Annotated in this window: 24 protein-coding genes, 1 tRNA gene and 1 pseudogene; 15 read left to right on the forward strand and 11 right to left on the reverse strand. The window is 47.6% G+C overall.

From position 1 onward, the window contains the following. Positions 1 to 19: 19 nt before the first annotated feature. From FRZ54_RS08225 to FRZ54_RS08260, 7 genes and pseudogenes are all read left to right on the forward strand, one after another. Positions 20 to 1,429: an exosortase Y-associated Wzy-like protein gene (locus tag FRZ54_RS08225; RefSeq protein WP_147031152.1), complete on the forward strand. Its 1,410-nt coding sequence runs from the start codon at positions 20 to 22 to the stop codon at positions 1,427 to 1,429. Next, positions 1,426 to 2,571, forward strand: a complete 1,146-nt coding sequence (locus tag FRZ54_RS08230) for an XrtY-associated glycosyltransferase XYAG1 (RefSeq protein WP_147031153.1) — start codon at positions 1,426 to 1,428, stop codon at positions 2,569 to 2,571. The genes FRZ54_RS08225 and FRZ54_RS08230 overlap by 4 nt, the downstream gene beginning before the upstream one ends. After that, the gene (locus FRZ54_RS08235) at positions 2,558 to 3,178 is read left to right on the forward strand and encodes a class I SAM-dependent methyltransferase (protein WP_147031154.1); all 621 of its coding nucleotides are present in this window, start codon (positions 2,558 to 2,560) and stop codon (positions 3,176 to 3,178) included. The genes FRZ54_RS08230 and FRZ54_RS08235 overlap by 14 nt, the downstream gene beginning before the upstream one ends. After that, a pseudogene (gene xrtY / locus FRZ54_RS25025) lies at positions 3,175 to 4,594 on the forward strand (exosortase Y). Before FRZ54_RS08235 ends, xrtY begins: the two are co-directional and overlap by 4 nt. After that, positions 4,581 to 5,132, forward strand: a complete 552-nt coding sequence (locus FRZ54_RS08250) for a WcaF family extracellular polysaccharide biosynthesis acetyltransferase (protein ID WP_147031157.1) — start codon at positions 4,581 to 4,583, stop codon at positions 5,130 to 5,132. The pseudogene xrtY and the gene FRZ54_RS08250 overlap by 14 nt, the downstream one beginning before the upstream one ends. Continuing rightward, positions 5,129 to 6,700 (forward strand): hypothetical protein, encoded by a 1,572-nt coding sequence (locus FRZ54_RS08255; protein WP_147031158.1) that lies wholly within the window; start codon positions 5,129 to 5,131, stop codon positions 6,698 to 6,700. Before FRZ54_RS08250 ends, FRZ54_RS08255 begins: the two co-directional genes overlap by 4 nt. Positions 6,701 to 6,712: 12 nt before the next feature. Next, positions 6,713 to 7,276 (forward strand): Crp/Fnr family transcriptional regulator, encoded by a 564-nt coding sequence (locus FRZ54_RS08260; RefSeq protein ID WP_147031159.1) that lies wholly within the window; start codon positions 6,713 to 6,715, stop codon positions 7,274 to 7,276. A gap of 1,114 nt (positions 7,277 to 8,390) precedes the next feature. Here the strand turns inward: FRZ54_RS08260 and FRZ54_RS08265 are convergent. Beyond that, positions 8,391 to 9,431, reverse strand: coding sequence for an IS110 family RNA-guided transposase (locus tag FRZ54_RS08265; RefSeq protein WP_147031160.1), 1,041 nt, complete (start codon positions 9,429 to 9,431; stop codon positions 8,391 to 8,393). A 123-nt stretch (positions 9,432 to 9,554) separates the two neighbouring features. Here FRZ54_RS08265 and FRZ54_RS08270 point away from each other — a divergent pair, with 123 nt between their 5' ends. Next, positions 9,555 to 9,788 (forward strand): helix-turn-helix domain-containing protein, encoded by a 234-nt coding sequence (locus FRZ54_RS08270; RefSeq protein WP_147031161.1) that lies wholly within the window; start codon positions 9,555 to 9,557, stop codon positions 9,786 to 9,788. A gap of 114 nt (positions 9,789 to 9,902) precedes the next feature. Continuing rightward, positions 9,903 to 10,574, forward strand: a complete 672-nt coding sequence (modB, locus tag FRZ54_RS08275) for a molybdate ABC transporter permease subunit (RefSeq protein ID WP_147031162.1) — start codon at positions 9,903 to 9,905, stop codon at positions 10,572 to 10,574. A 291-nt stretch (positions 10,575 to 10,865) separates the two neighbouring features. On the opposite strand, the gene FRZ54_RS08280 is transcribed toward modB, so the two are convergent. After that, the gene (locus tag FRZ54_RS08280; protein ID WP_147031163.1) at positions 10,866 to 11,285 is read right to left on the reverse strand and encodes a hypothetical protein; all 420 of its coding nucleotides are present in this window, start codon (positions 11,283 to 11,285) and stop codon (positions 10,866 to 10,868) included. A 114-nt stretch (positions 11,286 to 11,399) separates the two neighbouring features. Between FRZ54_RS08280 and FRZ54_RS08285 the strand changes: the two genes are divergently transcribed. Continuing rightward, the gene (locus FRZ54_RS08285) at positions 11,400 to 11,990 is read left to right on the forward strand and encodes a UPF0758 domain-containing protein (RefSeq protein ID WP_147031164.1); all 591 of its coding nucleotides are present in this window, start codon (positions 11,400 to 11,402) and stop codon (positions 11,988 to 11,990) included. A gap of 123 nt (positions 11,991 to 12,113) precedes the next feature. Then, positions 12,114 to 12,692 carry a hypothetical protein gene (locus FRZ54_RS08290; RefSeq protein WP_147031165.1) on the forward strand — a complete coding sequence of 193 codons (579 nt, stop codon included), beginning with the start codon at positions 12,114 to 12,116 and terminating at the stop codon, positions 12,690 to 12,692. Positions 12,693 to 12,812: 120 nt separating this feature from the next. Here FRZ54_RS08290 and FRZ54_RS08295 read toward each other — a convergent pair whose 3' ends face one another. Further along, entirely contained in the window at positions 12,813 to 13,091 is a 279-nt protein-coding gene (locus FRZ54_RS08295; RefSeq protein ID WP_147031166.1) for a hypothetical protein, read from the reverse strand. A 125-nt stretch (positions 13,092 to 13,216) separates the two neighbouring features. On the opposite strand from FRZ54_RS08295, the gene FRZ54_RS08300 reads away from it, so the two are divergent. From FRZ54_RS08300 to mobC, 4 genes are all read left to right on the forward strand, one after another. Next, complete coding sequence (locus tag FRZ54_RS08300) at positions 13,217 to 14,137, forward strand: toprim domain-containing protein (protein ID WP_187359795.1); 921 nt, start codon at positions 13,217 to 13,219, stop codon at positions 14,135 to 14,137. A gap of 156 nt (positions 14,138 to 14,293) precedes the next feature. Further along, positions 14,294 to 14,737 carry a plasmid mobilization protein gene (locus tag FRZ54_RS08305; RefSeq protein ID WP_228462659.1) on the forward strand — a complete coding sequence of 148 codons (444 nt, stop codon included), beginning with the start codon at positions 14,294 to 14,296 and terminating at the stop codon, positions 14,735 to 14,737. Next, on the forward strand, positions 14,725 to 16,023 hold the full coding sequence (locus tag FRZ54_RS08310; protein WP_147031168.1) for a relaxase/mobilization nuclease domain-containing protein: 1,299 nt from the start codon (positions 14,725 to 14,727) through the stop codon (positions 16,021 to 16,023). The genes FRZ54_RS08305 and FRZ54_RS08310 overlap by 13 nt, the downstream gene beginning before the upstream one ends. A gap of 173 nt (positions 16,024 to 16,196) precedes the next feature. Then, entirely contained in the window at positions 16,197 to 18,176 is a 1,980-nt protein-coding gene (gene mobC / locus FRZ54_RS08315; protein ID WP_147034449.1) for a conjugal transfer protein MobC, read from the forward strand. A 204-nt stretch (positions 18,177 to 18,380) separates the two neighbouring features. Here the strand turns inward: mobC and FRZ54_RS24970 are convergent, their stop codons facing one another. The 8 genes from FRZ54_RS24970 to FRZ54_RS08355 all read right to left on the reverse strand — a co-directional run bounded on the left by FRZ54_RS24970 (position 18,381) and on the right by FRZ54_RS08355 (position 26,044). Next, positions 18,381 to 18,548 carry an ORF6N domain-containing protein gene (locus FRZ54_RS24970; RefSeq protein WP_147034450.1) on the reverse strand — a complete coding sequence of 56 codons (168 nt, stop codon included), beginning with the start codon at positions 18,546 to 18,548 and terminating at the stop codon, positions 18,381 to 18,383. An 11-nt stretch (positions 18,549 to 18,559) separates the two neighbouring features. Further along, complete coding sequence (locus FRZ54_RS24655) at positions 18,560 to 18,664, reverse strand: ORF6N domain-containing protein (protein ID WP_147031169.1); 105 nt, start codon at positions 18,662 to 18,664, stop codon at positions 18,560 to 18,562. A 13-nt stretch (positions 18,665 to 18,677) separates the two neighbouring features. Continuing rightward, the gene (locus FRZ54_RS08330; RefSeq protein WP_147031170.1) at positions 18,678 to 18,983 is read right to left on the reverse strand and encodes a helix-turn-helix domain-containing protein; all 306 of its coding nucleotides are present in this window, start codon (positions 18,981 to 18,983) and stop codon (positions 18,678 to 18,680) included. Further along, the gene (locus FRZ54_RS08335; RefSeq protein ID WP_147031171.1) at positions 18,967 to 19,305 is read right to left on the reverse strand and encodes a type II toxin-antitoxin system RelE/ParE family toxin; all 339 of its coding nucleotides are present in this window, start codon (positions 19,303 to 19,305) and stop codon (positions 18,967 to 18,969) included. Before FRZ54_RS08335 ends, FRZ54_RS08330 begins: the two co-directional genes overlap by 17 nt. Positions 19,306 to 19,384: 79 nt before the next feature. After that, positions 19,385 to 20,608 (reverse strand): site-specific integrase, encoded by a 1,224-nt coding sequence (locus FRZ54_RS08340; RefSeq protein WP_147031172.1) that lies wholly within the window; start codon positions 20,606 to 20,608, stop codon positions 19,385 to 19,387. Between the two features lie 247 nt (positions 20,609 to 20,855). After that, positions 20,856 to 20,932, reverse strand: a tRNA-Asp gene (locus FRZ54_RS08345). Between the two features lie 97 nt (positions 20,933 to 21,029). After that, positions 21,030 to 24,785: a DUF3857 domain-containing protein gene (locus FRZ54_RS08350; protein WP_147031173.1), complete on the reverse strand. Its 3,756-nt coding sequence runs from the start codon at positions 24,783 to 24,785 to the stop codon at positions 21,030 to 21,032. Between the two features lie 32 nt (positions 24,786 to 24,817). Further along, complete coding sequence (locus tag FRZ54_RS08355; protein WP_147031174.1) at positions 24,818 to 26,044, reverse strand: alanine dehydrogenase; 1,227 nt, start codon at positions 26,042 to 26,044, stop codon at positions 24,818 to 24,820. Positions 26,045 to 26,054: the final 10 nt, after the last annotated feature.

Here is a 26,054-nt window from a genome sequence, read left to right on the forward strand (position 1 = left end):
GCATTATAATGAATAGATCATGAAAAGCGCTTCGTTCGAGAAATACCTGGTCTTGTATATTCCCTGGTTGCTTGCGATGCTCTTCAAGTCGGATCCGGAATTCTCGTACATGATTGCCTGGCTGGGCTCGTTCCTGATCTTCTACCTGTCGCTCAGCGGCTGGGTTAAGCCTCTCCCGGAAGATCGCCGCTGGGATGAGCAACTAATGAGGCCGATTCTTTTGGTACAGATTATTTTTGCGGGGTACATGTGCTGTACTTCTATATTTTACTTCCTCAATGTCCTGGGATACGAAGACTTTCACAAAACGACCGAATATTACCTGGTTGATTACAACAGGCTGGAACTGACCGCGCAGTGCCAGCGTTATTATTGTCTGGGTCATGCTGCGATGGTCACCGGAATCCTCGCCTTTATGCGTTACGATTTCAAACAGCAGTACAGGATCGAAAAAGACGTGCTGGCCAATATCCTGCTGGTAACGGCCCTGATCACGCTACCGGTCGCTTATCTTTTCCTCGAAGTACCCGGTCTGACACAATTTGCCAATCAGTTTGCTTCGCTGAGCTTCATCGCCGGGACGCTTGCGCTCGCTTTTGCTATCCCCGAAAAAAAGATCTGGAATACGATCCTTTGCCTGGTCTTATACTTTTCCAACTTTTACCAGGCCCTGCTCTCCGGTTACAAAGAACCGATCATCGTCAGTATCCTGGTGCTGGGAATCTTTCTTTATCCTTCTTATAAAAAGCTGGTGACCGTCATATTTGTGCCGCTGCTTATCCTGCTTTTTATTTTTCTGCCAACATATAACCGCATTTTCCGCCAGAACGCGTGGTCCGGGGATGTAGATGTCGATGAAGCATCGCAATTGGCCCTGGATGCGGCGCTTAACAAAGACTCGCCGCAATCAGCAGATGAGGGAAACTGGGATTTTCTGGCTTATCGTTTAAGCGAGATCGATATGTTTACCACGTTTGTTAAATCCACCCCGGCAAAAGTCGATTTCTACGGGTTTCAATTGCTAAAACAATCGGGGATGGCCATTGTACCCCGGGTATTCTGGCATGCCAAACCTAATACAGAGGACCTGATCATGGAGCGGGTTTTCGATGCCGATGTCGTCAACCGGGGCTCTCTCGTGTCGGCAAAGCCCGCATTTGTTGTCGATGCCTATCTTTCTTTCGGAGGCCCGGGCGTTTTTATTTCCCTGTTCCTGTATGGTGCGCTTGCACAGCTTATTTCGATAAAGGCAGAAAAACTATTTGGCGGCTATATTTTGGGCACTGCGCTAATATTCAGCGGCTTGTTCCAGATCATGTGGCGGGGTCTGAGCTTCGAGTTTTTGATCAATACGGTCTTCTGGTCTTATATCAGCATGTTGCTTATCCATAGGATCTTGCTGGCGACCCATATCTTAAAAAGGATTTGAAACTTTTACAGGTAAACGCATCTTACAAACCCGCTTATATTTATGGCGGCCCCACCATGTCGGTATCCAAATTAAGCGAAGAACTGGTACTTGCCGGAGCAGAGGTAGAAGTTTTCACGACTACCGCCAACGGTCCCGGTGAACTCGACGTGGGGGCGGGGCAGCCGATCAATATCGACGGGGTTACCGTAACCTATTTTAAACGCGTGACAAAAGATCACAGCCACTTTTCACCCGCGCTGCTAAAACATCTGTGGCGTAGCGTTAAAAGCTTCGATGTGGTACATATCCATGCCTGGTGGAACCTGGTATCAGTACTGTCGTGCTGGATAGCCATCAGGCGCGGTGTACCTGTTGTGGTTTCACCAAGGGGCACTTTGAGCGCTTACTCCTTCACCAATAAAAATAACTTACCGAAAAGTTTGATGCACAGTCTTATCGGGAAACGCCTGTTAAAAAAAATCGGCATTCATGTAACTTCTGACCACGAAAAGCAGGCTATTGAACTTTTGGTCAAACCCCGTAAAATATTCAATATCCCCAACTTTATCAGGCTCCCCGGCTGTATGCCCTTACAACCGGTCCATGATGAGGGAATCCTCAGGCTAATCTTTTTTTCAAGGATCGAAGAAAAAAAAGGCCTGGAGATCCTGTTCAACGCGCTGACCAGGGTCAATGTATCATACAAACTGACAATTGCCGGCGAGGGTGAGCCGGCTTACGTTAAAAAGCTTAAACTCCTGGCGGAGAAAGCGGGCATTGCGAAGAACGTTATTTGGGCGGGGTTCCTGCAGGACGATAAATTTGAGATCCTGCAACAGCATGACCTGATGGTGCTTCCCTCTTTTGATGAAAACTTCGGGAACGCCGTGATAGAAAGCCTGGGTGTCGGCACGGCAGTGCTTATCAGTAAGCATGTCGGGCTTTCGAATTACGTCGAAACCAACCGGCTGGGCTGGGTCTGCGAACATAACCCCGACTCTTTTGGCAGGCAGATCAATGCCATAGCCCGCGATCGGGACCAATTAGCACGTATACGGCAGGACGGGCCTTTGGGGGTGGTAAAAGATTTTAGCAACGCACGCTTAAGAAAAGAATATTACGAAATGTATCTTGAAATCATCACCAATGACGGATTATAAGGACTACGGTTTTACCACCGGCAACCCGGCGCATACGTTCGGCTATTTGCAGGAGCCGTTGATGGCATTGCTGGATAAGCAGAAAAATCAAAGCATACTCGACCTGGGCTGCGGCAACGGGTACCTGGCTACTTATTTACTAAAGCAGGGGTATAACGCCTACGGCACCGATGCATCGGCCGAAGGTATAGCGATAGCTAAAAAGGGATACCCTGACCGCTTCTTTTTGCAGGATCTGTCTACAGGCAAATTACCAGCGGAACTACAGGCGATCAAATTTGATACCGTCATTTCCACCGAGGTCATTGAGCATATGTACGACCCGGCGGGTTTTATTGATTTTTGTAAAATGTGCCTCCCTGAAGGCGGTGAATTAATTATTTCGACCCCCTATCATGGCTATTTGAAGAACCTGTCACTTGCACTGTTCAATCATTGGGACAAGCACCTGGGCCCCGACTGGCATGGCGGGCACATCAAATTCTGGTCGAGGAAAACATTGGGTAAACTACTTAACGATAAAGGATTCGAAGTAACTGATTTTAAGGGTTGCGGGCGTATGCCGTATTTTTGGAAATCCATGATCATCAAAGCCAAACTCAATTGAGCAGCCGGTTCTCTTTTATCATCCTGACGTATAACGAAGAGTTGCACCTGCCACGATTGCTGGAATCGGTCAAGGGTCTGGATGCACCGGTTTTTATACTCGATTCGGGAAGCACAGATAAAACCATAGAGATAGGCGAACAATACCACGCACAATTTTTGCAGCATGCTTTTGAAAATCATCCTAAACAATGGGATTTCGCCCTCAAAAATTTTCCGGTTACAACGCCATGGGTGATCTGCCTGGATGCGGACCAGATCGTGACGCCGGAACTGAAGACACGATTACGGGATTTTAAGGATGAAGATCATAAGGACATTGATGGCATCTATTTCAACCGGAAGAACTTCTTCAAGGGCCGATGGATAAAGCACGGAGGGTATTATCCCTTTTACCTGCTGAAGATGTTCCGGTTCGGTGTGGGCTACTCAGATACCAACGAAAACATGGATCACCGGCTCGTTGTTCCGGGGAAAACGGAGGTTTGGAAGGATGGCATCATCCTGGAAGAAAACCTGAAAGAGAACAGTATTCGCTTTTGGATAGATAAGCACAACAGCTACAGCGACCTGGTTGCGCAGGAAGAAGTGGAGCGTATGAAACTGGCCCGCTCGCAAACCGTGCAGCCCCGGTTTTGGGGTTCGCCGGACGAACGCACTGCCTGGCGCAAGCAATTGTGGTGGCGGCTGCCGCGCTATGTGCGCCCGATGCTTTACTTTACCCAGCGCATCATTTTTCAACTGGGTTTTCTTGACGGCCGGACGGGTATCATTTTCCACTTTTTGCAGGGGTTTTGGTTCCGGCTTATTGTGGACGTCAAGATAGACGAGTTGTTAAAACAGGAAAAGGATGGCAAAGCGAGTATTTGAAAAAGGTTCGCCGCTGCGATTTGTAGTGACGTTTTTAACACTGTTCCTGCTATTTTACTACTTCAACATCTTCTTTTTCGGTATCACGTCGCCCGGCAATCATTATAGCGACTTCCTGGCCCGGCACCTCAATTATATCCAGGCCTTACGCACTTTCCTGCTGGCATCCACCAAAACTGTACTTTCGTGGTTCGGCTTCACATCGATCTATAATAACACCGAAATACTGGTAATGGGCAAGGGGCGCCTTATCCTGATCTATTCCTGTTTAGGCCTGGGCCTGATGAGCTTTTTCAGCGCTTTCGTCATCGCTTATCCCCAAAAATTAAAATCGAAACTGCTGTTTCTTATTTGCGGGATAGCGGTTATCCAGGTGCTGAATATCCTGCGTTTTGTGTTGCTGGCCGCTTTCTGGAAGCAAAGGCAGGGGCTAATTTTGGATCATCACGCTATTTTTAACATCATTATTTATGTAATTATCGGCTTAAGTCTTTACATTTGGGTGAAGTCCGCCGAAAGAACATCCGCAGGCCATGCAGAAAACTGATCTTTCAGCCTATAATAATCACCCCTATAACCCCGGGGGAAATGCCGTGAAAAGGGTGCTTTGGTATTACACCAATATCCTTTTTTTCAAAAGTGCGCTGTTCCCGTTTTATGGTTTTAAAGTTGCGCTTTTGCGGGCCTTTGGTGCAAAGATCGGCAGGAAAGTTGAAATCAAGCCCTGCGTCAATATCAAATACCCCTGGAATTTGACGATCGGCGACGAGGTGTGGATAGGAGAAAATGTGTGGCTGGACAGCCTGGTGATGATCATTATCGGTTCGAACGTTTGTATATCACAGGGCGCCACGCTGCTAACCGGCAGTCATAACTATAAAAAAAGCAGCTTCGACCTCCTGACAAGAGGTATCACACTCGAAGATGGTACGTGGATCGGGGCCGGAGCTATTGTTAACCTGGACGTAACGGCACATTCACATGCCGTGCTTACCAGCGGCTCGGTTGCCACCGGTGACCTTGAGGCTTATGGGGTTTACCAGGGTAACCCTGCAGTTAAGATACGCGAACGAATAATAATATGATAACTGCCTACCAGAATCTGCCAAAAGCTATCATGGCCTTTTTATACCTGGCCGTAATAGTATTGGGTATAATGATATTCATTGCCCCTCCGTCCATCTTTCCCGACCCGGCCAATGGGTTCCGGGTAATGCGCTCCATGCAGTTAGGCGGCGGCTTTAACCGGCTCATAACACCCGATGCTGATAACCTGACCAAAAACACTTCGGAATTTTTAACGTGGTGGTCGCCGGGGCAATACCTTGTTCCCTATACCTTCAAACTGTTAATTGGCGTTAACACCGGCCAGGCTTCGGCGCTAACCATTACGCTGTGCCAGTTGCTCGGGCTCGGAGGCTTTTATGCGTTCTTCAAAAAGATCGGTTTTAGTCCGCTTATCTCCTCGCTGAGTTTATTGTTCATCGCCTGCCAGCAGTTTTTCGTGGTGCCCTATGTATTCTATAATGGCGGCGAAATATTGCTGTTCGCGTTTTTGGGCTGGTTCCTGTATGGCTGCACGGCAATAAATACGGTTGGCTGGCAATTGACCCTGTTCGTGCTGCTAGCGGGATGGATAGGATTTTTCTGCAAGTCATCCGTAGTTTGGATGTACGCCGCGGGTTTGCTGTTCCTTTGGATGCGGCTGTCGTCCCTGCGTCCATCGGCCGAATGGATCAGGAACGCTGTATGGATAGGTTTGCCGGCAATTGTTTCGATGGTTTCTATCTGGCTGTTTTTCCTTTCCAAAGGGCAAAACCCGGCATCGGTTTCGGCCGGGGTCAAACTGAGCCTGAAGGCAATTTTCTTTCCGCTGGCATCGCCCATCCTGTCGGGATTTTCTGTTGATGATCTTTCACATGGTTTGATCTATCATACGGGAAAAGCTATATTTTCGAATACGGAGGCCATCATCCTGCTGGCCCTGCTTGCGTTTTTGAGTTTGTGGCTGATACAGGGCGTTGTCCGGGCGGTTCCCGATAAAAACTACAAGCTGCTTGTGCGCGTGTTCTATATCGCATCCGTTATATTCTTTTGTATTGCCTACCTCAGGCAAATGACCATATCTTACGAGGCAAGGCATTTCCGCATCATCGGGCTTATCGTCGTTCCCGGTGTATTGTACCTGTTGAGTAAAGTTAAATTGCCCGTTTATCGTGTCGCTTTTGGTTTGATATGGGCGGGTATTGCGGTTTCGAGCGTGATCTATATAGTTAAAGGGTACAGCTTTAACGGTACCAAAAGCGCCCGCGGCTTTTCTGGCATTGCACAACAGGCTATAGACCAGAAGGCGCTGAATGAAGTGATAGCACTGGACAAAAAAAACAGGGACGCTATTTTTGTTTTTGTGAACGAAAGCCTCGGCCTCGAGATCAGGCATAACCGGGTGGTTACGCTGAACCCTATCGGCGACGACCTGCGTATTGATTATGATGATTACGAGCAGGGGGGCCACGCCGGGCCGCTATACATCATCCTGCCCGAAAGCTATGCGGGGCCGAAGGAAAAATTCATTCTAAAGTCCTTCCCCGATTATAAAGGCTGGTACGGAAGCATGCTGAGCGATAATTATGTGATGTATGAGGCCAAGTGACGCGGAGCCTTAATGGATAAATTCTGCGAAGCAACCTCTCAACTCACCCATCTTTCGGCCGAAACAAGGCAAGCGCTTGCTTCCATCGCGAAAAAGCTGGAGTTGCCAAAGGGGCACATCCTGGTAAAAGAAAATAGCGTTTGCAATAACCTTTATTTCGTGGAAGAAGGTTTAACCCGGACCTACTATTTCAAAGACGGCAAGGATGTTACCGACTGGATAAGTCCTGAAAACACTTTTGCCGTTTCCATACTCAGCTTTATCAGCCGTAAACCCGACAGTTGGATCATCGAACTTTTAGAACCTTCTGTACTCTATTCGTTCCCCCACGACAAACTGGAGCAACTTTACTCCAAATTCCACGAGGTTGAAAAGCTGGGCCGGCTGCTTGTCAGTTCGGGCCTGGTGCAATTGCAACAGAAATTTGACGATATGCATTTCACCACAGCTGCGCAGCGTTACCAAACGCTGATGGAAACAAATCCCTCCTTTCTTCTCCGCGTACCGCTTGGCATTATTGCGTCATACCTCGGTATGACGCAGGAAACCCTCAGCCGCATCCGTTCGCAGGTTTGATTTTCTAGCGGTGTGAAAAGATGGGTCATCCGGATCAAAGTTATTTCAATATGCTGTATGCGCCGGGTTATCCGGGTACATGTTCTTACCTGAGCAACGGGAGCCATAAAGGGCACGGGATTGCCAACAGGGGAAGGTCGTTAACCTGGCTCGTGGTTTAATGCCCCACAGGTGCCTTTTATTTTTGAAAGCAAAAAATAGCAGCGGGGATTATCAAGGCTGGAAGGCCTTTAGCCTAATTTATAATTTAATTCAACCCGCTGCATTTTTTTAAGCAGAAAAACAGCGCCGGGGATTATCAACAGGGGAAGGTCTTTAACCTGGCTCGTAATTTAATTCGCCCCGCCGCTTTTTATTTTTGAAAGCAAAAAATAGCAGCGGGGATTATCAACAAGGGAAGGTCTTTAACCTGGCTCATAGTTTAATTCCACCCGCTGCTTATTTTTAAATAAAGAAAAACAGCAGCGGGGATTATCAACAGGGGAAGGTCTTTAACCTTGCTCATAGTATAATTCCACCCGCTACCGATCTCCAAATGATCCTAAATCGGTCGCTTTTTTCCCTGCGTTTAAAATGTCGCCCCTGCTGTAATAAACAATATTGGCAAGACGAGTAAGTGTTTGTTCGGTTTTGCCTGCCAGGATGTGCCATATAGTTTTCTTTTTCCGCCCGTCAATTATTCCACACCGGGAATGTTCTCCTTTGGGCGTTGATGCAGAAGAAACAGTAGCGGTCTGCTAATGCCAATGAATTCATCTTAAGTTTATAACCAGTCCAACTTTTGCCCGTTTTAAAAAGACAGCAGCTGACTACCAAACGCGTAAGTCCAACCTTCAATTAATTATCAATCCCGCTACTGTTTATGTTTTGAGTCACGATCGTCCGCTAATGCAATGCAAATCTGCGAATGGAAACTTGGAAATTTTTCAAGCGTAAACTTGTACTGCTATTCATGGTGCTGAAAAACAGCAGTAGATTACCAAACACGATGAGTCCGACTCAGTTTAATTTTTAATCCTCCTGCTGTTTATATCATGGGTTAATACGTCCTATCGGCCGTTAAGGCGGTGCCAGGCAGATGGAGCATGATTTGTGTTCGATAGCTGATAATTGCTCAGGCTGTCCTCCTTTCATACAACCGGTTCTGCCGCACACAGGCGTACACCCGCAGGATCAGTTTTGACCGGAGTGCGTTGATAACCGCTCTTTTTGGCTTTCCTTCACCCTCGGTCTTGCGTTCATAGTATTGTTTTAACTGCTGGTCGGCCTTCCTGCAGTTCAACGCACAAATGTGCAGCAGGGCCTTCATACGTTTGTTTGCATACTTCGAAATGCGGGCTTTGCCGGTGTAAGTCCCGGATTCATTTTTGAACGGGGCGACGCCCGCATAGCAGGCAAATTTCTTTGGACACGTAATATTGCGGAATTCGTTGGTGCTGATCAGCATCTGTATAGCGGTTATGCGCCCGACACCCGGGACGGATTCTATGATTGCCCGCAGCCTTTTGAGTTCCGCATCGGCGTCGAGCAGCCGGTCAATCGCTGTTTCCATTCCCTCCAGGTCTGCTTTCATGGCAGTCATCGTGCGCCGGCACAACTGCTCATTCTGACGATGGAGCCCTTTTTTTATAAAAATGCGCTGATCGGCAACGGGTTTGTTCATCGCCAGGATATTGGAAAGCAGGCGGTTCCTGAGCGAGAACAGGGCGGCAAGTTCGGCGATGACCGGGCGGCGGGCGCTCTGTAAGCGTAAGTCCCCCTGGTTTTTCCTGCAGTATTGTGCGATCCGGATCGCATCGGTCTTATCATCTTTGCCGCGCATCAGCCCCATCGACCGCTTAATGTGCAGCGGGTTTTCGATGACCAGGTCCGCTTTCGACTTTCGCAGCACTTCACTGAGGTGGTTGCCGTATATGCCCGTAGATTCCATGCAGAACAAGGCCCGGGTTAAGGTGAAGCCGCTGATCTGTTTTAACTGCTGCAGAAATTCCAGGATGGCTTCCGGGGTATTTATATGTGTTTCATGAAAAAGCAACCGGCTTTGGTTCAGCACCGCATAGTCCAATTTTCCTTTGGAAACGTCGACACCCACGAAGTGGGTATATTTTTTCCCCCGTTTTTTAATTGGCACCGGGAGGCCTGTGTCATGCTCCATTATTATTAATTGTATCTATTAAAGATACAAATGTATCTATATTAGATACAAAAACAAATTTTGCGGGGGATTTTTTTTTTGTGATGTAACTTGAGTGGAATTTTCAATACAACCGCCGGCTGCATGACCAATATAGGGCTATACCTGAAGAAAAGATCTGTGAATCTGTCGGACGTGTCGCGGAAGACGGGTTTGGGTCGGTCCAGGCTAAGCAAACTGTCCATTAATCCGAATACCAGGGTGACAGCGGAGGAACTTTATAAGATCGCTCTGGCAATTCAGGAAGACCCCGGGGAGATGTTCAGGGAGCTGTTTGCCGGGCTCAGCCTGGTAAACTTTCAGGATAACGATGTTTAGTGCTGATTTCAATTGGTTAGGATAATTTATCTGGCGGGTGAAACGGCGGATGTTGCTTAACTAAGCTAAGGACTCTGGTCTGAAGTAAACCCTTCTTTAAACGATGACCTGAAAATGGATCTCAACCCGATATGGCTTACACTCGAACTGGCTGCTATCACCACTTTGGTGTTACTGATCATCGGGCTGCCCTTAGCTTACTGGTTATCTAAAAGACGTTCGATATTCAAGATCGTCATTGAGGCTATTATCACGATGCCGCTGGTGCTGCCGCCATCGGTGCTGGGGTTTTACCTGCTGCTGGCCTTTAGCCCGCAGCACGGCATTGGCAAGTGGCTGCATAACACGTTCGATCTGCAGCTGGTGTTTTCCTTCCAGGGTTTGGTGCTGGCCTCTGCCATTTACAGCCTGCCGTTTATGATCGGTCCCATCAAATCAGCTTTGCAACAACTGCCGGTTTCGCTGTCCGAGGCTTCCTGTACCCTGGGCAAAACGGAGTGGCAAACTTTTGTTCATGTTTTACTGCCCAACATCCGTGCTTCGGTATGGACGGCTGCCATCCTTACCTTTGCCCATACCCTGGGCGAATTTGGCGTAGTGCTGATGATAGGCGGTAATATACCGGGGGTTACCAGGGTGGCATCTATAGCCGTTTATGATTCGGTGGAGAACATGGATTATCACTCGGCAAATATTTATTCGCTCATCCTTTTTAGCATCACGTTTGCGATGGTAATAGCCGTTTTTGTTTTCAATAAATATAAAGCCAATAGCCCGCTGGAATGATCCGCGCTGTCGGTTCCCGGAGCAAGTGCATTGATGAAAGATTAATAGGTTTGCAATCCGATCTGCAGATGGTTTGCTTTGTTCGGCGACCACGGCCGCCGCAGCCGTTCAGCTGGTTGCGATGCGGCCAGGGCAGGTTCATCGCCGCTTTGCGCGCTCCGCGCACGCCGCGGCGGTTCACCCGCCTAGGCCGCCGAAGCAACCGCCATGCTTTAGGCTGCGCTTCGCCGGCGCGGGCGCTAAAGCGACCCCGCACCGGCCAAAATCAGGGCAGTTGCTTGGTTATTTGGTTCAGAAGGTTTCCTCGGGGCGCTCAACGATATAAACGGTTTCACTTTTGGAAATGTGGTAGCCCATGTCGAAGCAATAGCGTTCGATATCCCCATCCGGCGTCATGATCTCGCTGGTGAAAAATTTGAGGTTAAAACCGCGCCCGATCAGGTCGCGCAGCGGCAGCTCATCGCCAAAGTACCGGTTATGGTAATAAAGGATGGTCCGGTTTTTCAGCAAGACCTGGTAAATGCGCCGTGTATCCCGGGTCTCGTTTTCCAGGTAGGCGGGTTCCGCTGCCGGTTTCTTCTTCGGCTTGCGGTTGTTATAGGCGGTGCGGCAAAGATCGTTGCAAAACTTGCGGTCGCGGCGTCCCGGCCCGAGCGGCATACCGCATTCCGCGCAGGTGTTTTCAGGGTTCTTTGGCAATTGTTCGCCCATAGCGTTGAGGTATCGGCTGTGACTTAAACGGATATAAACGTTTAAATAACAGCGTTTGCTATATTTTGATTTCCGGGTAGGGGAATTTTGTGCTTTATATTCAAACACTTGGTCATGGAAACAGCACGCAAAACTGAATACCCCAATCTGCTGAGCGAAAGCTTCGGGCACGGGAAGAAACACTATTTTATTGATGTCAAGAAGGCGTTGAACGATACGCATTTCATCCTGTTCACTTCCAGCGAGGAATACGCGGAAAAACAATATCACCGGCAAACCATCCAGTTGTGGGAAGAAGACCTGGCCTTTTTCGTGGAGGCGCTTTCCATGGTATTGGCGGAGATTATCTGCGGCGACGGGCCGCGGCCTTTTACCCGTCCGGAATTGAAAGTGGTCGAAGACCCTAAAGGAATGCAGGCCATACCGGCGGAGGACCGTCCGCGGGAAAAACTGCATGCTTTCGGCGCGGCGTCCTTGTCAAATGCTGAACTGCTGGCGATCCTGTTCTGCACGGGCAGTTCGGAATTGTCGGTGCTGGACCTTTGCCAAAAGATCATGCGCTCGGTGAAGGATGATGCTTCGCGCCTGTTGACGCGGACGACCGGGGACCTGTGCCGGTTCCGGGGCGTGGGTACGGCGAAAGCGGCAACGCTGCTGGCCGCGCTGGAACTGGGTCGGCGGGCTTTCCTTTCCCAAACCACCTGAAGTTTTTAAGGCAAAGGTAGCGCGGCCCTATCCTGCCCGTCAAGGGTATATGAACCGCGGCTCCGCCGCGGCCCTTGACGGACAAGCGAACCGCGAAGTGGGGCCCTTAAAACACTTCAGGTTATGGAAAAGTTCGAATTAACCCTTCAATCCCAGCCCGCCATCGACGCATATATCGCCGATTCTCATTTGATGCCCGATGAAAAAGCTATTCTGGCGGAAATAACAGATGTGATCGCTGCCGGCGACGCAAAGCAATTAAACTGGTTTGCCGGTTTTGGCGACAGCTTCCGGGCCATATTGATGAATGTAAACCATTACCGCAAAGGCCTTGAGTTCGGATTTACAGCAATCGCCTTTACCGGGTACGGCTGGTTCGCAGCGCCGCAGTTCCTGGACTTTGAACTCATCAGATTCGAGCGGAGCGAGATCAGGATCGGGCGCGGCCCAAACGGCCTTTGGGCCTATGCGAAATTTTCAGATTACGGCTGTGCGGGTGGCGGCGGGCCGCTTTGTGTGTTCTGCAAGAAATACCCGAGCCGGGAGGCGGTACTGGATGCCGCGCTGTCAGAACTAAAAGCGGATTTTACGAAATATTTGAATCATTCGGATACAACCAATTATAAACAGGACGTAGTACAGAAAACATTGAAAGCGATTGCTGCCTACCAGGTGGGCCGGGTACAGTTAAACCTGTTCTGACAGGCTTTTTTGATAGCATTGCATAAAGCCGCCGGCGAGTGCCTCACCGACATCCGCTTCAACTGAAATAATTACCGTATCGATAGCATGAACAGGCCGGCGGTCAGCCGGCCTGTGGCATTATTTCTGGAGCGCCTTTAGCTTATCCTGCAATTGTTTCAACCCGGCTTTTTCCAGGCATTCATCACTGAATTTTTTAAGTGCGCCAATATCTTCGGCTGGCACTATTCCCACCAGATCGTCGCCGACGGTAGCACCTTCCTTCAAACTTCGCTCGATCACACCGCTTAAAAGCAGCACGGTCTTCCGGCTGATCTTCTGGTCGATCTTTACGGCTTCATTCATACCCGGACTACATAACAAGGTTTCGTAGACCGTTCCCAATACATCTTTTCCCATGGTCGAAAATTTTATGTGATCAATGTCACAAAGGTAGTTGCGCTGATTTAAACGATCCTCATTAAAATATGGGGAGGATAGGTGAATGTGATTTAGGCCCTCTACTTTTGGTTTTAATTAATGAGATGGATATAGGTGCTGAATATTTTTCGCTAAGTAAGCTCCGGGAAATAGATCTGACCTGTTTCCTGGAACTGGAAGGATTTGACCCGGTGGCGCGCAGGAAGCAGGATACGGACTGGTGGTATTTGTCGCCGCTGCGCGAGGAGAAAACGGCGAGCTTTCATGTGGACCGCTTAACGAACGAATGGTATGATTTCGGGCTGGGCGCGGGCGGCAACCCGCTGGATTTTTTCCTGCGGTATTATGGCTGCGATATTCCGGGATTGCCGGAAATTTTGGGCCGCCGTTATTCCATGCATGCGCTGCAGGCTTTTGAGCCGGAACGGTTCGCCGCTGAGCTGCGCAACGAGAGCCGTTTGGCGGTGAAAAATGTACGGCCGCTGTACGCTTATCCGCTTAAAAATTACCTTCATGAAAGATCGATACCGATATCGGTGGCGGATGCTTTCTGCAAGGAAGTTTCCTACGAGGTGGCCGGGCGTTCCTGCTATGGTATCGGCTTTCAGAATGATGCCGGGGGCTGGGAGATCCGCAACAAAAATTTCAAGCGGAGTTCATCGCCGAAAGATATTACCTGCCTGGTTCATGGCGCGGCTGCGGCGCATGTTTTCGAGGGCTTTATGGACTTTCTTTCCTGGCGCACGTTGCACCCTTATACCGACCCTTGTTCGGCGGATGTGCTGGTGTTGAACGGGGCGGGTTTGTTTGAACGGGCGCTGCCTTTTCTGGAGCGGCACGAGCGGGTCCATTTATGGCTCGACCGGGATGTGACGGGATTGGCTTATCGGGATTATGCTTTGTCGCTGGGTTCCCGTTACGTGGATGAAAGCGGACTATATGAGCGGTTCAAGGATTTGAACGAATGGTTACAGCATAAGGGCGAAACGCCGAAAGTCAGGCAAAAAGTCGGTTTGCACGTTTAGGCGTTTTGCTGGTTTGTTGTCTTTTGTGATTTTTCCCTCACCGGGAGACGTTTGAGCACGCCAATTTGCGTGCGGCCAGATGTACAGTTGTTTAACAACAACTGACCTGGGCGCCCTATCCTCGGAACTCGGGGGCCGGTTGAAGACCTGTATTTGATGGCTGTATTTGGTGTTCGGAATAATGATGGAGATGTAGTGATGGAAGCGAATGAGACTGCTAAAGGAAAAGGGCGCACGCGGATCATCGGGCTGCGGCTGACATCCGATGAATACGGGGAGCTGGAAAAAAGCTGGAAGAACAGCACGGTGAAAAAGCTCTCGGAGTTCGTGCGGGGGGCATTGTTTGGCAGGAAGATCACGGTCTATTCGCGGAACAAATCTTTGGATGAACTGGTCGCTGAACTGGTACTGTTAAGGCGGGAACTGCATGCTATCGGGGTGAATTTTAACCAGGCGGTGCACCGGTTGAACAGGTCGGATCATTCGCCGCAGATGCAGGTTTGGGTGGAGCGTTTCGGACGCGACCGGGATGCTTATTTTGCCCTGTTCGAAGAGGTGAAATTGAAGATCAATTCGGTGAGCGAGCAATGGTTGCAGTAGTGCATACGCATAAGAGTTTGAGGGATTGTTTGAACTACAACGAGAACAAGGTGAAGGCGGGTATGGCGACTTGTCTGGACGCCGGTTTTTATCCGATGGATGCGGCGGATATGAACTTTCACCAGAAGCTTCGCCGGCTGGAACTACTGACGGAATTAAACCAGCGCACAAAGGTGAATACGCTGCATGTTTCGCTGAACTTTCATCCTTCAGAGAAACTATCAGATGAACAGCTAAAAGAAATCGCGGAATTGTTTATGGACAAGATCGGGTTTGGCGGACAGCCTTATTTATTATACCAGCATTTCGATGCGGGGCACCCGCATATTCATCTTTTATCGACGAATATTCAGGCGGATGGCAAAGCGATCAATATGCATAATATCGGAAAAGACAAAGCCCGGCCGGCTTGCGTGGAATTGGAAAAAGAATATGGTCTGGTGGTAGCGACCGATCAGGAAAAAAAATTGGGCGAAAAATTTAAACCCATCAATGTTTCGCGCGCGCTTTACGGCCGGATGGAAACGAAAAAAGCAATGAATACGATCATCCATGTCGTGACGGACAGTTATCGTTTTTCGTCGCTGGCGCAGTTGAACGCGGTGCTGGGTTTGTACAATATTGTGGCGGACACGGGCGCCGAGGGTTCGCGGGTGAACAGGCACAAAGGGTTGGTATTTCGTATGCTGGACGGGGATGGTAATAAGGTTGGCGTGCCGATCAAGGCGAGCGATTTTGCCAGTAAGCCGATCTTAAAAAATTTGCAGGAAAAATTCACAAGGAATGAAGCTTTAAAGGCGGGCAAAAACAAGCGGGTGGCTTATGAAGTGAACATGGCTTTTGTACGAGGGGCAAAGCGCCTGTCCGATTTGCAAATGGCCTTGCGGGAAAAGGGTATTGACCTTTTGGTGCGGCAAAATGCGGATGGTGTGGTGTATGGGCTGACCTTTGTGGATCATGAGAGAAAAGTGGTGTTCAATGGCAGTGAGCTGGGCAAGGCGTTCAGCGCAAAGGCTATACTGGACCGCTGCACCAACAGGGGGGCGGACGAGGGGAAAAAACAAAACGTACAAAGGCAAAAACGGGTGGTGCAGGCGGGTCAGGCAAACGGCGGTGAAGGCCGTGAATTTGTTCCGGAATTTTTGGGTGGTGACGTGTTGAAAGGTGGTTTGTCGCGATTCGCGGAGGAGCTGCTGGTGGACGGTGAGCAAACGGCGGGCATGGATGCTGAACTCCGGCGGAGGAGACGCAAAAAGAAGAAACGGGTGCGGATCGCGCCGGGTTGATGGCAAGATGTTTTTTGGGGTGAATGATGGACCGTTTTCGGCAATTGAGGGATGGCGGGCGCTGGCTGTCCGCTGTGGCGAGTGACAGGAGTTGAGTGTGGATGATTAAAAAGTTTTCCCGTTGCCTGTGTTGAGCGCAGTCGAAGCAAGGGAGATTGAGAGGGGGCTGTTTTATGCAAACCGGAGAGAATGATCAGGCGATGCGCAAGATCTTGGATATGACGAGGCTGATCAGTATCGTGTTGTTGTTGCTGCATTTTTATGTGGTGTGTTACGGCGCCTTTGTTGACTGGCATTTGGTCTCGGGTATTTCGGATAGGCTCCTGGGAAATATTGTTAAGACCGGGTTGCTGAGCAGCTTTCTGCAACCGAAGCTAATGGCGCTGGCTTTCCTGGTCATTGCGCTGACCGGGGTGCGCGGGAAGAAGGATGAAAAGCAGACGGTCAGGGTGGCTTTGCTTTACCTCGTTGTAGGTGTCTTTTTTTTCCTTGCCAGCTACTTTTTACTGTTGGTTCCGGCGAAAGATACGGTTGTGGCACTGCTTTATATGGGCACCACGGGCCTGGGCTTTTTGCTTATCCTGAGCGGCGGGACGATGCTGTCGCGCATTATCCGGGACAGGCTGCAGGGCGATATTTTCAACCGCGACCAGGAGACTTTCCCGCAGGAGGAACGGCTGCTGGAAAACGAATTCTCGGTGAACCTGCCGGCAAAATATATCCTGAAGCGCAGGGAACGGCCTTCCTGGATCAATTTCATCAATTTGTTCCGGGCATTGCTGGTGCTGGGTTCGCCGGGCTCGGGCAAGAGTTATTTCGTGATCCGGCATGTGATCACCCAGCATATCCGCAAGGGTTTTGCGATGTTCGTCTACGACTTCAAAATGCCGGATCTGGCGGTCATTGCGTACAATACCTGGCTGACGTATAAGCACAGGTATAAAGTCGTACCGGCGTTCTTTTCCATCAATTTCGATGACTTGGCGCGGTCGAACCGCTGCAACCCGCTGGATCCTTCGGGGATGCTGGATTTGACGGATGCGGTGGAATCGGCGCGGACGATCCTGCTGGGTCTGAACCGGGAGTGGATCAGGCGGCAGGGCGACTTCTTTGTGGAATCGCCGATCAACTTCCTGACAGCGATCATCTGGTATTTGAGGCGTTATAAAGACGGGGAGTTCTGCACGCTGCCGCATGTGATCGAACTGATGCAGGTGGATTATGACAGCCTGTTCACGGTGCTGAGCACGCAAAAGGAGATCGATGTGCTGATCAATCCCTTTATCAGCGCTTATAAGCGCGATGCGGTGGAGCAACTGGAGGGCCAGATCGCTTCGGCCAAGATCACGATGGCGCGGATCGCTTCGCCGCAATTGTACTACGTGCTGTCGGGCAATGAGTTCACGCTGGATATCAATAACCCGGATGCGCCGAAGATCGTTTGCATGGGGAACAACCCGCAGAAGATACAGATCTACGGTGCCGTGTTGTCGCTGTTCACCAACCGCCTGCTGAAGATCATTAACCAGAAAAACAAGCTCAAATGCAGCCTGGTATTCGATGAGTTCCCGACGCTGACGACGGACATCATCCCGACGATCGCAACGGGCCGGTCTAACCTGATCGCCACCACGCTCGGCATCCAGGATGCCAGCCAGCTGCGCAAGGACTACGGGCGCGAGCAGGCGGACGTGATCATGAACATCGTGGGCAATATGGCGGTGGGTCAGGTGTCGGGGGATACGGCCAAGTTCGTTTCGGAAAAGATCGGGCGCATCATGCAGGACCGGGAGAGCCTGTCCATCAATAGCAACGATACTTCGGTCAGCCGGTCGAAGCAGCTGGAGGCGGCGGTGCCGGCCTCGCGCATTTCGGCTCTCAGCTCAGGCGAGTTTGTGGGGATGGTAGCCGATAACCCGGACTGTAAGATCGAATTAAAAGCCTTCCACTGTGAGATCGTAAACGATCATGCAGCGCTGAAAAAAGAGATCGACGGGTATGTGCCGTTGCCGGAGGTAAGGAAGATCAGCCCGGCTATTGTCGAACGGAATTATCTGCAGATCAGGCAGGATATCCGGGATATGATTGAGCTGGAGATGGAGCGGTTACTGAGTGATCCGGCGCTGGTGCATTTGGTGATAAAGAAATCCTAGGTGGTTAAACACTTGGCCCGGATAGACTTAGTCGGCATCGTCCGAACAACGCTCAGCAAACTAAATAAAACCTCTAAAAAGTCACGGTAATAGTTTTAATAGATAATGCCGCGCGATTGTTCGTTAAACGGACCTGTTGAAAATAAACAGGGCTTCAATAAGCCTAATGCTTACCTTGACGGCGACCTCACTCTTAATCTGGCCTTATAACATCAATACTCCCGCCTCAGTAAAGGCATATGGTACCTGCTTTACGGACTGAACAGCCGCAGGCCCAATTTGTCTTTTTAACTCCTCCCATTCTGCTGCTGCAAGCAAAAAAATAAAATCCGGGGGGAAACGTTTGGGATTTTTGGCAACTGCACGCCGGATATGTTTGGTATCTACTTCAACATGTCGGCAATATCGAAATCAAGCATCATACGTTGTCCGCGGATGAAGTAGGTTTTTTCTGCTGCAATGGATGCAATAGCTTTTTGCTCATTCATGGGATCAGACAGGTTAAATTTTGATACTTAACTGCAAGCGGCCCCCGAGGCCGTTTTCAATAATGTTTTTTAAGGTTGAAATCCGGACATCACGCAGGTTATTTTCTACTTTAGAGATATAGGCCTTGGTTGTACCACATTTTTCCGCAAGTTCTGTCTGGGTCATTCCTTTGGCCAAACGGGCCTCGTGGATCATTACGCCTATTTTGAATTCTTCGTAGCCTGCTTCAAACTCGTCGCGTGCTGCCGTTCCCTTAACACCATACTCCCGGTCTATCAGTTCGTCAAGGGAGGTCAGTTCTTTATTTTGCTTTTTCATATTCCTTTTTGATTTTTAAAGCACGCACAATGTCTTTTATAGGTGTTTTTGGAGTCTTTTTTTGAAATCCGTTCACTGCAATAATCAACTGTCCTTCGTCAAAAAAGCAGAATATCCGGAAAATATCTCCACCGGATTGCACGCGGATCTCATATAAACCCTCAGTGCCTTCCAGGTATTTGAAATAATTTTCCGGTATCAGCCGGGTTTCTTCTATGATCTTTAGTGTCCAGACAATCTTTTCTTTGACCTTCGGTCTCTGACCCTCAAAGAAATCAAGAAAGTATCGTTTGTAAAATTTGACGGTTCTTATTTTTTCCATACAAATATAATAAAAGTAGCCTTATAAGGCTACTTGTCTTTTAATGTTTTTCTTATTTCCTGTAATAAATACCGTGTCGCTAGGTCAGCCGCAGCTTTTTCTTAAGTATGGCCATGTCTTCGCTGATCTTGGTATCAACGATCTTGGCATAATGCTGTGTCTGTTTGAGTGACTTATGCCCAAGCATTTTAGACACGGTTTCGATAGGTACACCATTGCTAAGTGTAACCGTTGTGGCAAAAGTGTGGCGGGCGATATGAAAGGTCAGGTTCTTGTTAACCTTGCTTTGGTCGGCGATCTCCTTAAGGTAGGAATTCATTTTCTGATTGGTCAGCACCGGCAATACCAATCCCTTGCTGACGCATTTCGGATGGTCTTCGTACCTGGCCATGATCTCTAATGCCCCCGGAAGCAGCGGCAGGCGGGTGGCTGAGTCGGTTTTCTGGCGCCTGGTGATGATCCATTTGCTGTTGTCTACACCGTCAATAATCTCGGAACGGCGCAGGTTATAGACATCGATATAGGCCAGCCCAGTGTAACAGCTAAACAGGAAAATGTCCCTGACGTTGTTCAACCGCTCATTTTCGAAGTCTTTTTTTGCGATGCGCTTTAATTCATCTCTGGTTAACGCCACCCTGTCAACTTCTTTGCGGTTCATTTTGAAATTGGCAAAAGGGTCCCTGAGTAACCAGCCTTTTTTGATACAGTCTAAAACGATCTTTTTTAGATTGCCAATGTATTTAACAGCGGCATTGTGGCCGCACTTTCTCTCTGTCTTCAGCCAGAAGGTAAATTGGGTTACAAATTCGTAGTTAAGATCGGCTAAAGACAGGTCATCTTTTCCGTACTGCCATTTGATAAATGCGGCGGTATGGTCGCGCGCGGTTTTGTAGCGCGTTAAGGTTGAAGGAGCGAATTCTGCACCAACCAGGGCTTTCATTTGTGCGTTGTGTTCGTCAAATACCGCGACGATCTTACGCGATTCGTCACCCTGTCCAGTCAATAAGTTTTTTAAAGCATCTGCGGTAATCGGTTTACCTGATTCTATAAGATGTTGCTTGGCTTTGTAGACCTCGCTGCATAATACATCGAGGTAGGTATTGAGTGCCCTGGCATCTTCTTTGTTGCCGGTCGCGCGGCCGGCAGATTGGCTCCAGCGCTCCTGGGGCCAGATCCTTTTAGTGGATAATTCTTTTGCGGAACCGTCTACTGTGATGCGTAAATACACGGTCCGAAGGTTCTGGTCTCGCTGACTTTTTGAACTTTTCAAAAAAAACAGTAATCCAAAGCTTTTTTCTAACATGACGAAATAATTTAAAGATTAAACAAATTTCGAAATGCAGGCGTCGGCAATCAAGATGTTCATCACATGAACTGGCTGGATGTCAATTAATTAACCGATATTTCGTGCGTCATTTTCTTTAAAAAATGGTGACGCACTGATGTTGGCGTTAAAATTGACAATTTTGGCGATTTTGGGGTATCCCTTAAAAGCCAAAAACCCCTTAATTTTGAAAATTAAGGGGTTTTTACAATTTTGAAAATGTGCTTGGCGGAATGGACGGGACTCGAACCCGCGACCCCATGCGTGACAGGCATGTATTCTAACCAGCTGAACTACCACTCCGTTGGGGCTGCAAATATAGTCAGCATTTTTTATTCCACAAGGATTTTTTTAAACTTCTTAAATACAGACCTCGGAGACTTGAAATCCGCGAATGTAACTACCTCATTGCAAATTCTTTATTGTCGGCCTCTACCATTTTTTTAAATATATTATTGAATTCAGCAGATTTTTCAGCAGGTATAAAATCCTTTTTTAGCTTAAATGTGCGGGTTAATATCAGTTTATTCCCGATCATCTTTGATACAATACTGTAGTCTAAGATATCGTTGCTTATTTTAATGGGTATAAGGCCTTCAATTATTTTCTTCCCGGCAGGTACCGTTACGGTTATGGTTTCCGTCTCGTTATCCATTTCATACATCTGGCTCAGGTCAAGACCGGTTGCACGCGGCAGGATGATCTGGATATCAGAAGGAGTGAATTTATCTGACCATGGCAATGAAAATACAGACATCCCTGCAATCACTTTAGTAATATTTTTTAGTTGATAATCCAGTTTCATATATACCGTATCGCCGCTGTTCTTCGCCATATTGCTGAAGCTAAGTCCGGTAATCTCATTATCCGGGTATTCCACTGCTATAGCCTCCTTTATTTTTTTGACCTGATCTTTTGATGATAATTCATTGTATGCTTCTCTTATACCGCCCGCCAGTGACGCCGTTTTATAAGTGTTTTCATTTATTAAAAAATCTCTGTCTTTCAAGATGATGCTGACGGAGCGATGAATATTGTTTTGTTTTCTGGTAGCTGGGTTCAGATATTTAATCGTATTTGTTGTATTATCATCGCCAATATCCAATAAGGCTGAGTTCAATTCTGTTGTGTAAATACAGCGGAATGGTAAATATTGCGACGTCAGCTCGATATAGTAGTCCCGGGCGTTAAGCTCCACTTTTGCAATACAATGGTTAAAATCGATAGCAGGAACGACCATTTTATTTAAACCGTTGTCCCGCGTTTTTACCAACACCAGTTGGGCCTTTATACCAGCCTCCTTACACATCGTAACAAAAAGAGTGGATACATCTTTGCAATCCCCAATTCGGGTATTAATAACGTCGGCCGGGTTTTGGGGTATCCACCCGCTTTGCCTGAAGGATACTGAGCTATAGCTGATATTATTTGTAATATAATCATAAATTTTTTCAACTTTTTGCATGTCCGTCAGGTTTGCCTTTCCATCAAACATATCACGTACCACCTCGGTAACCTCATAATTCTTACGCGCTTTGGCAGATGCCAGATCGTTATACCAGTCAGAAACGAATTTCCAGTCGGGGATCGAAGTGAGGTAAAGAATATTAGCAACATCGTCAAGTGCAGGCATCTTATCTTCGTACTCTAACGATTTGGATTTGCTGTCTTTCCAAACATACATATCAAACTCATCCGCACTCGTTTTTTGTGGTTCTATGACTTGCCTGGAAAATTTATAGCTGAATTTTTTATTCTTACTGATCAGCAATGAGTATTTTGAATTTACGCATGGGTATCCCATCGTAAAATAGAAGGTATCCCAAAAATGACTGGCAAGCCTCCCCTTGAAATAATTTTCCGTTTTATACCGGATATTCACTACGTCACCCACTTCAAGATTCGTAAAAACCAAAGATCCGTCATTGCGCTCCGCGGGAATTTTATTACCATTTGCCTTTATTACTTCAGCAGTTTCAACAGTAAGATCCTGCCCGTTATCCGTGTCAATATCATACTGTTTCCAGCTTTCTATACCTTTTTGGGTAAGTATCTTTGCAACAAGGAAGTTTTTATCCTCAGACCCTCCATTTTCATAAACAATTCTTTGGGTTTCTTTGTCCAGCATAACAAAGTTATCGTCAGGGTAATCCGTTGCCGCTGGAGCGTTTTTGATAATCGCATCTATATCAGGTTCTTCAAAATAGCTGTATACGTCTTTTTTATTCTGCAGCTTCCTTAATGACTTGATCGACTCGTAGTTACTGGGATCTAATTCGAGGCTTTTCTGATAATATTGTATGGATTTATCTTTTTGATTGTTAGCTTCATATATCTTGCCGAGCGACGTGTAGTAACTGGCACGCGTTGGGGCAATGCGGATACAATCGAGGTAACTATCCGCGGCTTTGTCATACATTTGCAGCTTATAGTATTGTTCTGCCAAATCCTCATATATAGCAACACCAATAGGATCGTTATAAATCTCGTCCTGGTAAACCTTCAGCCCGGCCGTCGAATTTCCTGCTGTGAAATAAGTCCCTGCCAATAGTTTAGCGTAAGTGTAATTATCGTTATTGTCGACATATTTTTTAAGGACTTCAAGGGCGGCTGCGGTGTTTTTTCTCAAATTGGTTTCAATCAGGTATTTGATATATACGAAACTCTGATTGTCAGGGAATTTATTGTAAGCCTCTTCGGTCGCCTTGATTAACTCATCCTGGTTTTTATTGTAACCGGCAAGGTTCATCTTTGCCAGATATATAAACTCCCGCTGAAATGGGTAATTAACTTCCAGTTTGTCGATCACCGAGGCGGCTTTATCATAGTTTTTTTGTTCTAACAGTTCCTGGTATTTCAGTGTCAGTGATAAGCTGCTTTCCGGGTCTGCCATCTTGATCCTCTCTTTAACAGTTTCTGCTCCCGTGCGGTTATTTGTTTTGCTAAATACCTCTAGCAGCAACGAGTTTAGATAAGTGCTGTTAGGATATTTTTTTAGTAAAGGCTCTATCAGCCTTCGTGCTTCAAATGTCTTATCCTCACGTAAGTAAATTTGCGTAAGCAATAGTTTCGAAAGATTATCGTTGGCGTCTTTCTTTATCTGCTGGTCAAAATAGGCGACGGCGAATTGTTCTATTTTATGTGAGGTATAATTAGTTTCTCTGGTATATGGCTGTGCTTTGTAAGTACTCATTAGGTTTGGCACTACATCGCCTTTTTCGTCTGTTATCCTCAAAAGAAAATTTGAACGCTCTGCATAGCTTTCACCGATTTGCACTAAAATGCGGTTATAGCCTTTGTGCAGCTTCATTGATTGAATATAGGTATCAAGATCATTGTTTCTTTCCTCGGGTTCTGAAATGATTTGTTGGTCGTTCACCCATACTTTTAATGACCCAGAGACACCGATACGTAATTGCACCTCTGTTTCGGTGTCTGATTTTACAAATGTTTGGGCAAACATAATTGAGTTGTAGGCGTTGGCGTAATAAGTAAAATCAAACCATTTATCATGGCGTAAATAGGGCACACTATGCCAGGCGACTTTAACTCCTTTTTTATTTTTAAAAGCAGATGTATCTTCCGGGTGATTTAAAGTTTCATAGCTTTTATCAAATCCACTGCTCGAAATATTTTCAAACTCACCGCTAATTGCCCATGAGTCAACAGAGCCTATATTGGCGTATTCTTTATTTGCCTGTTCTGTTTTTTTGCTGGTTTCGTAGTGTTTGCCCAGCATGGAGTACGCTATTGCGGCTATAGTCCCATCATAGTTTTTATTTGTAGCCAGTTCCCGCAAAAATGCCAGCTGTTCGGGCGTTTTTTTTCCAAACGTTTCATTTATTGAAGGGGTGTTCCAAAGCGCATAAACATAAGGCTGTGGATTTTTGCTTTGCGCGTAAAACTGTTTAAAATAGTTAAATGACTGTAAAGCCGGCCCATCGCCATGAGACAATATGCTCAATCCAAGCAAGGCATTGCCGGTGGCTCCGGGTTGTTTTGCGGCCTGCATAAATAGTTCTTTGGCATCTGCCCGCCTGTTTTCAAAAAATGCATCCCAGGCTTTTGACATGATGTCTTGTGCAGATACAGCGCTTCCGGCAAGTATCAGGATGGATAAAAAAAATGTTTTTTTTAAGTTTAAAAATGTGATCATAAAGGTGTTAGGTAATATTAAAAAAACTATTATTAACGATGCGAAACTATAAGCAGGTCAAGATCCTTGCACGGAATATTAAACCTTTCGCCAATGAATTTATTGGTCAATTGCCCCTCGTAGATGTATACGGCGTTACGTACGCCCGACTTTTGCCAGATAACGTTCTTTAATCCGCCCTGTTCGCCGATGTCCAGCAAAATGGGGGTAAAGATGTTGGTGAGCGAATAGGTAGCCGTCCGTGCAACCCTTGAGGCTATATTCGGCACGCAATAATGGATGACATCATATTTCCGGAAAACCGGGTGGGTGTGATTGGTTACTTCAGATGTTTCGAAACAACCGCCCTGATCTATGCTGACATCAATGATCACCGAATTGGGTTTCATCCTGCTTACGGTACTTTCCGAAACAATACAGGGGCTGCGGCCGTCATCGGCCCGCATAGCGCCGATGGCTACATCGCAGGTGGTGATGGCCTTCTCGAGCACGATAGGCTGCACTACCGATGTAAATACCCTTGTTCCTATATTATTCTGCAATCGCCGCAGTTTGTAAATTGACGGATCGAAAACCTTTACCTCTGCACCGAGCGAAATAGCAGTTCGTGCGGCGTATTCGCCTACGGTCCCTGCGCCCAATATCACGATCTCGGTCGGCGGTACGCCGGTTATGCCGCCCAGCATCAGCCCTTTGCCGTCGAATATATTGCTCAGGTATTCGGCTGCTATCAATATTGATGTTGCGCCGACTATCTCGCTCATTGCCCTCACAACGGCTAAGGAGCCACCCTCGTCACGCAGATGTTCGAACGACAATGCGGTCACTTTTTTATGGAGAAGGGCGTGCAGGCAATCAGCTTTCAGGGTTGATAATTGGAGGGTGGAGATCAGAATTTGGTGCGTTTTCATCATGGCTATCTCCTCCATTGTCGGCGGAGCTATTTTGATGATCAGGTTTGCCTCATAAACCGACTTGGTATCGTAAACTATTTTTGCACCCTGGTCGCTATAATCTTTGTCAGAAAAATTTGCGGCCTGCCCGGCATTGCTTTCCAGTATTACCTCGTGCCCGTTGTTAATAAGCAGGGCCACCGACAGCGGTGTCAAAGCTATCCTGTTTTCCTGGAACGATGTTTCCTTGGGGATACCAATATAAAGTTTGTTTTTTTTATTCTTTACCTCCAGCATCGACTCCTGGGGCTGCATCATTGCCTGCCTGGCAACATCAGAAAATCCACTGTATAACTCCGAACTCATTGGTGCTTAT

Origin of the sequence: Mucilaginibacter ginsenosidivorans (genome assembly GCF_007971025.1) — a bacterium.
GTDB classification, from domain to species: domain Bacteria; phylum Bacteroidota; class Bacteroidia; order Sphingobacteriales; family Sphingobacteriaceae; genus Mucilaginibacter; species Mucilaginibacter ginsenosidivorans.